Consider the following 8,663-nt stretch of genomic DNA (forward strand, 5'->3'; position numbering starts at 1 on the left):
AAGGTATAAGTATTATGGCGAATTGTGTAATGAAAACCAAGATATATAAGTCGAAACCATAATTCTAGGATTCAATTTTTAGAAGCAATCTAAAAAATTAAGTGTTTTGTTAAATTCATATCTGTGTAGTGCAAATGGTTTAATTACTGAAGTGTTTTATTATTTTTTATATCTAAATAATAACATATATCTTTACAACTTTAATAATATATTGTTTTATAAATGAAGACTGAAGCACAATTAATAGAAAGAAGTGGTAATAAATGCGAACTATGTGAGGCAACTGGACATTTAAATGTATATGAAGTACCACCTGCAGCAGCTAATGAAGCAGATAGAGAAATCTATATTTGTGATACTTGTTTAGAGCAAGTAGAGAAGAAAGCTGAATTAGATGCTAATCACTGGCAATGTCTTACTACATCAATGTGGAGTGAATTTCCAGCTGTACAAGTAGTAGCTTGGCGTATGCTGAACCGCTTCCGTAACGAAAGTTGGGCAGCAGATAGTTTAGAGATGATGTATTTAGACGATGAACTTTTAGAGTTTGCTAAACTTACAGGAGATCATACAGGGGATGGAAGTGTAGACCTTCACAAGGACTGTAATGGTAATGTATTAGTAGGAGGAGATACTGTGACATTAATTAAAGACCTTGATGTAAAAGGATCTACTATTAATGCTAAGATCGGTACTGCTGTTAGAAATATCCGTTTAGTACACGATAATACAGAACAAATCGAAGGAAAGATAGATGGTCAACAAATCGTTATCTTAACCAAGTTCGTAAAGAAACAAGCATAATTAGCATATACTGATATAACAGCCTCTTTGTTTTAGACTTAGAGGCTTTTTTATTGGCTTTTGGTAGCGGTGAGTCCGTAGTGAGTCCGTTATGAGTCCATAGTGACTCCGTTAATTCTCGATAAATAACGCAGTCATTACTTAGGTGTTATAGTAAGGTAATGCTGATATTGCAAAGGAAATAGGTACGGTACTAGATGAAACTAGAAGCCTGAGAGGGGTTTGGTAATTATGTTGAGAGTATATTTTAGTAGCATGAGAGGATTAGAATAAACTTAACCAAATAGGAACACTAAATTCTTCTAATAGATGTGCAAGTTTAGTTTCTTTATAAGTTTCTCTTGTGAGCCACTTGGCTTCCGCTATTTCTGAAGCTACTTCTAGCGTTTGATGATTGATTATAATATGATAGATATGAGCTTTCACTATAGTATTCTTTTCATTCACAGCTTCTGTACTATGTGTACCCAGTAGGGTTAGTTCATTTGTGTTTACTGTTAAGTTTAGCTCTTCTTTTAACTCTCTTACTAAGGCTTGTTCAGGAGTTTCTCCTTTTTCGATTTTACCACCTGCCATCATATAATAGGTAGACGTTTTTTTGCGTACAGTCAGTAATCGGTTATCTTGATCTGTTATTAATGCTGATGCTAAATATAGAATAGTAGGAGTTGTCATATTAGACAGTTTTTTAAAATGTAAAGATAGTATTATTAAAAATAACTGTTCAATCATGTTTTGCGAAACTTTATCTTGAGTAAAACAGTACAAAAAGGTTAATTAAAGAAGAATAAGTACTAAAATTAAATGGTTAATATTTAAATAATTAGTCGTCCATTTAGTAAAGTTTATTACTTTTACCAACGAAATAAATGAATTACATATATCAATCGACTTAAATGATAAAAAAAATATAAGTTTGTTGTGGAAATATGTTTTTCAATAAAAAAATATTTTATCTTTATTCTATCAAAGTAATTACTAATATAGAATAAGATTTAGTGTATTACATTAGTTTTAATTTTTAAAATCCGTAAGCCTGATAAGAGGCGAAAATGAACATCACAATGGTAAAAGAAGAATTTACTGCATTATTTAAAGGGTATAAAGTACCTAATGAAATTAAAAGTTTATTGGAATTTCAGACATCTGAGAATATTCCATCTTATTATTCTAACGCTATCTATTTAATAGACGAGGATCCAGGAATCATCGAATCTATTTCAGAAGAAGAAGAATTTGTAAATTCGTTTGTTCCTTTTGCAGAGGCTAATAGTACTGGTAGTATTTTTGCTTTTTGGGTACAGGATAAAGCGGTAAAAAGTTTAGATAACTGTCCTATCGTTGTTTTTGGTGATGAAGGTGGAGTTTTTATCGTTGCTAAGAATATCAAAGAGCTATTACAGATATCAGCTTATGATGTGGAAGCAGTTGTGTTTATGGAAGAATTCTATTTCCCTGATAAAGAGGAACTGATAGAAGAAGGAGAATTCGATGCTGCAGAGTTCAATAAAGAATTCTTAGATTGGCTTCGTACTGATGCGAAATTAAAACCGATTCTTACGATAGAAGCTATAGATGAAGTGATTGCAAATGCACAAGATCAATTTGCTGATGAGTTAGAGCAATTTATAGCAAAGTTTGCATAAGTATAAAAGAAATAAAATAAGTATAATGAAAAGAGAGGAATTTCCTCTCTTTTTTGTTATAGATATGTTAATAAAAATAACTATCTTGCTCAACAAAATAAAAAAATATGGAATTTAATCAATTTGAAAATCAAGTTACAGAACAACGTGAGAAGCCTAATAACTATATGGGGCTGTCTATTACTTCTACAGTATTAGGTATGTGTTCTTTCTGGTGTATTGGGTTAATATTAGGTATTATCGCTATCGTAATGTCTAGTCAGTCTACTAGTAAATATAATAATGGTGAGTATGAGGCTTCTGTTAAAGCAGCTAGTACAGCGAAGAAATTAGCTTTAGTAGCTATTTTATTATTTGTAATCGCTATTGGTAAAGCTGTTTTTGATATTGTGAGTGCAGGAGGTATTAATGCATACTTCGAAACAATTATGGAGCAAGTGAGAGCAGCTCAAAATATGTAATAGACTATAATGAAGAATTGGATACTTAGAATCATATTTCTAATAATTCCTCTTTTTGGATTATATTATTACTATCAGTTTTTTGGGAGTGGTGATAATGGTGGTCTATCGTGTATGTTCTATCGTGAGACAGGATGGTTATGCCCTGGATGTGGAGGACAGCGTGCCTTGCATGCATTACTACATGGACATTTTAGAGAGGCTATAGAATATAATGTAATGATATTAGTATACTTTCCTCTACTTGCTTTTTTATATATAGCATTAGTGGAAGTGTATATTGTAAAGAATGATAAGTTTTTGCAGAAATATGCTATTCCGAATTGGTTTGCCTATTCTTTTCTAGCACTTATTATTGTATTCTTTATAGTCAGAAATATATGGTAAAGTAAAAAGCCCCTTAGTTAATCTAAGGGGCTTTTGTATTTATAAGAAGATTAGGTTCTTATTTATCTTTAAAAGTGCGTAGTTCATTTTTATATACATAGTATATACTACTTGTGATAGGGTCTATTTCGTATAGAGGTCTATTGTTATCAATAGCTATTTTATCTACTTCTTTACCGTCTTTCTTTCTCACTTTGACTAGTTGTGTAGTTTCTCCTTCAGTACCTCTAGCGAATACATAAGCGTATTCAGCAGTTTGTTTAAGAGCATTAAATCTACTTTGTACCAATGGAGTAATAGTACTATTCAGGTCATTCATAAGGGACTGTTGAGTATTTAGTGTTTTTTGTGCTTTAGCACGATCTTTCTCACTGAATACATAGTCTTTGCTTTCTATTACTTGACCATTAGCATTGCGATAAGATACAGAATAGGTCGCACTTGTTATGGCTTGGTTTTTAGTATTCATAGCCCCCATATAAGCATTACCAGCTATAGACGCTGATTTTAATAAACGTCTTCCTGCTTCTCCTGGTTCTTTATACGTGTTGTGGTATATAACATTTCCATCTTGACCAACTCCGATAACATCGTTTTGCCCAATGATACAGATTACACCATCGATGACTTCTAGACTAGTAGTTAAATTGTCGTTATATATAGTTAATAGACGTTGTCATTAAAAGTGTATGGAGTAAAGTTTTATTGTGTTTTTTTTAACAGAATTGATTCAGAAAAATGATTGTATTATTTTTTATCTAAAATTTTACTATTTATCGAATAAAAGAGACGAAATAATAAGCTCTTATAGCTGCAGTTTTTTTTATTATATTGAAATATGTTTAAAAAAAAGCTGTAGTTTGGAATATTATTGCTGAATATTTATTTATTCTTTTTTACTTTTACTTATTTGATATTGTTAATTATTGTCGTAGTTTTATATATTATTTAGATCAGTGTTGTGTTAAAGTGACTTTATTTGACATTTTTTTGATTATATTTTTCTGTTTTAAAACAATGACAAAATAAAAAATATAGAAGTTTAGTGCTCTGAGGTAAAAGTGTGAAAAAATAAAGTGATGTAGGGTATTGATATATTTTTAAGAGAAATTATTTTTAGGAAATAGGAGATTTTATTATTCGTTTTTTAAAAAAAATAAGAAAAGGGAATGAAAGTTGTGGTGTGTAGTTTAGAACGATATGAGTTATCTATCTCTGATATAGAATAGAAGATTGGTTTAAAAAAGTAGAAGTTGATTAATTATAATTATAGTAACCATGAAAAAGGTATTTAGTTTAATGTTCGGTGTATTGTTAGCATTTCAAATGCAAGCTCAGACTAAAGGAGCTTCAAATACATCAAAGGATGAACCTCGTGTGATTATCCTTGCAACAGGAGGAACAATAGCAGGGTCAGGAGAGTCGGCAACGAAGGCAGCTTATACTGCAGGTAAAATTCCGATTGAGAATCTTCTAAATGCTGTACCTGAGATGCATAAGTTTGGCAAAGTTAAAGGGGAACAGATTGCTCAGATTGGTAGTCAAGATATGAATATTGAAACTTGGTTGAAATTAAGTAATCGTATTAATGAGATATTCGAGAAAGACGAGGCTGATGGAGTAGTGATCACTCATGGAACGGATACCCAAGAGGAGACTGCTTATTTTTTAGAATTGACTATTAATTCTAATAAGCCTGTGGTATTAGTGGGAGCGATGAGACCTGCGACAGCGATGAGTCAAGATGGGAATAGAAACTTATTAGATGCTGTGATGGTGGCTGCATCTCCTGAAAGTAAAGAAGCAGGGGTGGTGATTGCAATGAATGAAGCAGTATTTGCAGCTAGAGATGTCACAAAAACAGTGACAACTAATATGGCTACATTTCAATCTAGAAATTTTGGACCAATAGGATTGATCTTTGATGGGAAAGTGAGTTACTACTATAAAACATTGAGATCTCCAGAGAAGAAGTTTAATGTAAAGGGATTAACTAAACTTCCTCAGGTAGAAATCGTTTACGGTTATGCTGATGCTAGTCCTAGAGCAGTGACTGCTGCCAAAGAAGAAGGTGTAGCTGGTATAGTATACGCTGGTATGGGGAATGGTAACTTTAATGCTCCTGTAGGAGATGCTTTAATAGCAGCTGCAAAATCAGGTATTATAGTTTGTCGTTCAGCAAGAGCTGGAGCAGGTAGAGTGACTTTATTTAATGAGGTGGATGATAATGCGCTTGGTTTTGTGGTAGCAGATGATTTAAGTCCTCAGAAAGCTAGAATCTTATTAATGTTAGCACTTACTGAGACCAAAGATAGAGCTGTGATTCAAGATATGTTCTTCAAATATTAAAAGAGATAAGTTATAACCATTAATATAAGAGGAGCGCCTACTGAATGTATATACAGTGTAGCGCTCCTTTTATATAGAATCTATACTAAAGGTATAATTAAAATTTTGTGGCTATGTTACTATTACAGTTCTGCATCTTGATAGGAATGATTCTTATCGGATCGCAAATGAAAGGAATTGGTCTTGGTGTTATGGGAATGGTTGGCTTAAGTATATTCGTATTTGTATTCGGTATGCGTCCTGGTGACCCTCCTATAGATGTAATGCTTGTGATTATGGCAATTGTGTCTACAGCTGCTACACTTCAAGCCTGTGGTGGACTTGATTACTTAGTACAATTAGCGGAAAAAGTGATTCGAAGTAACCCTTCTAATATTGTGTTTATCGCACCATTTACGGTTTATTTCTTTTGCCTTTTTGCTGGTACAGCGCACTTACTATATTCTTTATTACCTATTATTTCTGAGGTAGCAGCTAAAAAGAGAATTAGACCTGAGCGCCCTTTAAGTATATCAGTTATCGCTTCTCACTTAGCTATAACAGGAAGTCCGATGAGTGCCGCGACAGCTGCTTTTGCAGGAGCTAGTATTTTAGCTTATCAAGGAGCTTTGATAGATATTATGAAGGTGTGTATACCAGCTTGTCTTATTGGTATTTTAATAGGTTGTTTATCTGTTCTTAAGAAAGGGAAAGAGTTAGAAGATGATCCTATATTTATTGAGAAGATGAGAGACCCTGAGTTTGCTAAAAGTCTTGATGCAGACGAGGTAGGAGAGAAAAAAGAGTTAAAAAAAGGAGCGAAGAGTTCTGTTGTTATATTTTCTATAGCAGTGTTATTAATTGTTCTAGCGGGTGCTTTTCCTCAATTACTTCCTGTGTTTGAACCTGGGGCTGCAAGCTTAGTGCTTAAGGCTAATGGAGAACTACAGATGGTAGCAGTGATAAGTATGATTACATTGACTGCGTCTGCTCTAATGATGATTACGACCAAGACAAGTGCTATAGCAGTGACAAAGGTTAGTCTCTTTAGTTCTATGGCTACTGCGGTAGTCTCTGTGTTTGGGGTAGTATGGATGAGCTCTACTTTTATGGCGCATAATGAGGTGGTGATAAAAGCATTTATGACCGATGTGGTTTCTGCATATCCGTGGACTTTTGCTATTGCTGTATTTATTTTAGGTGCCTTGATGTTTAGTCAAGCAGCTACAACTAAAACGATGATGCCTCTAGGGGTGTCTTTAGGATTGTCTAATCCAGCGTTGATTGCAATTTTCCCAGCAGTAAATGCGGATTTCGTATTACCAGGTTATCCAACATTGCTAGCAGCAATTAATTTTGATAGAACAGGAAGTACTAAAATCGGGAAGTTTGTAGTGAATCACAGTTTTATGATTCCAGGGTTAGTTGCTATAGGTGTTGCAGTAACAGCCGGTTTCTTATTAGGAGCTATATTATTATAAAAAATGAAGAATTAAATAAAAAAAATGAAAATGAAAAAGGCATTATTATTAATGACGATGTTTGTAAGTGCGGGAGCAATGGCTCAGGAACCGCAATCTTCTACAGACACAATTGTAAAACCTATTATCCCCGTCGAGAAAGTAGGATTGTTAAAAAATATAGACGTTCTATTTCATACTAGAGTAGGGTTTGAGAGTTATTTTGATAACGGAACTTTTACAAACTCTGAGTTTGATAATAATCAAGCACGTATTGAGATAAAGGGGAAAATACATGATCGAGTGTATTTTAGATTTAGGAATAGATATACTCAGAAATCTGAAATAGGAACTAAAGATCATATCGAAAGAGGGGTTGATATGGCATTTGTTGGAATTTACCTTGATCCTAAGACTAGATTAGACATTGGTAAGATGAGTACTGACTGGGGAGGATTTGAGTTTGATTTAAATCCAATCGAGATTTTACAGTATAATGATATATTGCAACATGCTGATAATTTCTTGACAGGAGTTGGGGTTACACATACTCTGGATAATGGGCATTCTTTTGGATTGCAAGTGCTAAATTCTAGAACACAGCATTTTGAAGACCAGTATCAGGATTTTGATATTACTAATATAGAAAAAGCAAAAATGCCTTTGGCTTTTGTTACGAATTGGAGAGGTAATTTCTTTGGTGGTAAGTTCCAAACAAATTATAGTTATAGTTACTTTCAAGAAGCCAAAAGTAAAGTGATGAACTATGTGTCCCTTGGTCATAAGTATCAAGATGATAAATTAACCATTATGTATGACTTCCAGTATAGCAAGGAAGATCTAGATCGTAAAGGGATGGTTAGTTATATGGTGAATAATACCTTAGCAGATGGTGTTAAAGGACATGTGAGTGAAAATGTAGCTTATATGGATAACTGGATTAAGGCAGATTACTTAGTTACTCCTAAGTTAAATTTATCATTAACATTGATGACTAGTAACGCTTATGGTAAGAATATAGAGAGTACTACAAGTGGTACAGATCGCTTGAGAACAAGTTATGGTTTTATACCAACAGTACAGTATATACCATTTAAGGATATTAATGTGAGGTTCTTTGTGTCTTATGTAGGAAGATATTACAATTACTCATCTTATGCTAAGAATAATTTAGGATTAGAAAATTATAATACAGGAAGATTGACAATAGGATTTGTTGCTCCTTTATTGATACTATAATAAATATGTCATAATAATAAGTATAAGCTCTAAGTCTACTGACTTAGAGCTTATCTTTTTTATAGGAGTAGGTCAATAGTGCCTTACTATATATACTATAGTACAATATTAAATATATTTCGCCCTCTAGCGTTACGTATATATAGTATAGATATGCCTAAAGGCTATAACCTTTAAAAAAAGATAAAAAAAACTTTTGCTCGTAAAAGGTAATATAATAGAGAGTTATGAAATAGTTTTCAAAAACCTTTAAAAAAAGGCAAAGATAAGTTTGGAAGTAAGGGAAAAGATACTACTTTTGCATCCGCATTAGAGAAGTGATAACGACTCTAGAGGCA

9 protein-coding genes are annotated in these 8,663 nt (G+C 33.0%); 7 read left to right on the plus strand and 2 right to left on the minus strand.

Annotation, left to right across the window (positions count from 1 at the left end; translation table 11 throughout):
* Nucleotides 1–222: 222 nt before the first annotated feature.
* Nucleotides 223–804: a PhnA domain-containing protein gene (locus AABL87_RS15130; protein ID WP_006260179.1), complete on the plus strand. Its 582-nt coding sequence runs from the start codon at nt 223–225 to the stop codon at nt 802–804.
* Nucleotides 805–1,068: 264 nt separating this feature from the next.
* Here AABL87_RS15130 and AABL87_RS15135 read toward each other — a convergent pair whose 3' ends face one another.
* The gene (locus tag AABL87_RS15135) at nt 1,069–1,479 is read right to left on the minus strand and encodes an NUDIX hydrolase (RefSeq protein WP_006260178.1); all 411 of its coding nucleotides are present in this window, start codon (nt 1,477–1,479) and stop codon (nt 1,069–1,071) included.
* Between the two features lie 389 nt (nt 1,480–1,868).
* Between AABL87_RS15135 and AABL87_RS15140 the strand changes: the two genes are divergently transcribed.
* From AABL87_RS15140 to AABL87_RS15150, 3 genes are all read left to right on the plus strand, one after another.
* Nucleotides 1,869–2,450, plus strand: coding sequence for a hypothetical protein (locus tag AABL87_RS15140; protein ID WP_006260177.1), 582 nt, complete (start codon nt 1,869–1,871; stop codon nt 2,448–2,450).
* A 107-nt stretch (nt 2,451–2,557) separates the two neighbouring features.
* Nucleotides 2,558–2,911, plus strand: coding sequence for a CD225/dispanin family protein (locus tag AABL87_RS15145; RefSeq protein WP_006261922.1), 354 nt, complete (start codon nt 2,558–2,560; stop codon nt 2,909–2,911).
* A gap of 9 nt (nt 2,912–2,920) precedes the next feature.
* Nucleotides 2,921–3,298 (plus strand): DUF2752 domain-containing protein, encoded by a 378-nt coding sequence (locus AABL87_RS15150; protein ID WP_006260175.1) that lies wholly within the window; start codon nt 2,921–2,923, stop codon nt 3,296–3,298.
* Nucleotides 3,299–3,356: 58 nt separating this feature from the next.
* Here AABL87_RS15150 and AABL87_RS15155 read toward each other — a convergent pair whose 3' ends face one another.
* On the minus strand, nt 3,357–3,767 hold the full coding sequence (locus tag AABL87_RS15155; RefSeq protein ID WP_232234328.1) for a hypothetical protein: 411 nt from the start codon (nt 3,765–3,767) through the stop codon (nt 3,357–3,359).
* Between the two features lie 809 nt (nt 3,768–4,576).
* Between AABL87_RS15155 and AABL87_RS15160 the strand changes: the two genes are divergently transcribed.
* The 3 genes from AABL87_RS15160 (at nt 4,577) to AABL87_RS15170 (ending at nt 8,325) form a co-directional block, all read left to right on the plus strand.
* Complete coding sequence (locus tag AABL87_RS15160; protein WP_006260173.1) at nt 4,577–5,647, plus strand: type II asparaginase; 1,071 nt, start codon at nt 4,577–4,579, stop codon at nt 5,645–5,647.
* A gap of 113 nt (nt 5,648–5,760) precedes the next feature.
* Nucleotides 5,761–7,107 carry an anaerobic C4-dicarboxylate transporter family protein gene (locus tag AABL87_RS15165; RefSeq protein WP_006264384.1) on the plus strand — a complete coding sequence of 449 codons (1,347 nt, stop codon included), beginning with the start codon at nt 5,761–5,763 and terminating at the stop codon, nt 7,105–7,107.
* 30 nt (nt 7,108–7,137) lie between these two features.
* Complete coding sequence (locus AABL87_RS15170) at nt 7,138–8,325, plus strand: porin (RefSeq protein WP_006260171.1); 1,188 nt, start codon at nt 7,138–7,140, stop codon at nt 8,323–8,325.
* Nucleotides 8,326–8,663: the final 338 nt, after the last annotated feature.

The organism is Myroides sp. C4067, assembly GCF_038039665.1.
GTDB lineage: Bacteria > Bacteroidota > Bacteroidia > Flavobacteriales > Flavobacteriaceae > Flavobacterium > Flavobacterium odoratimimum.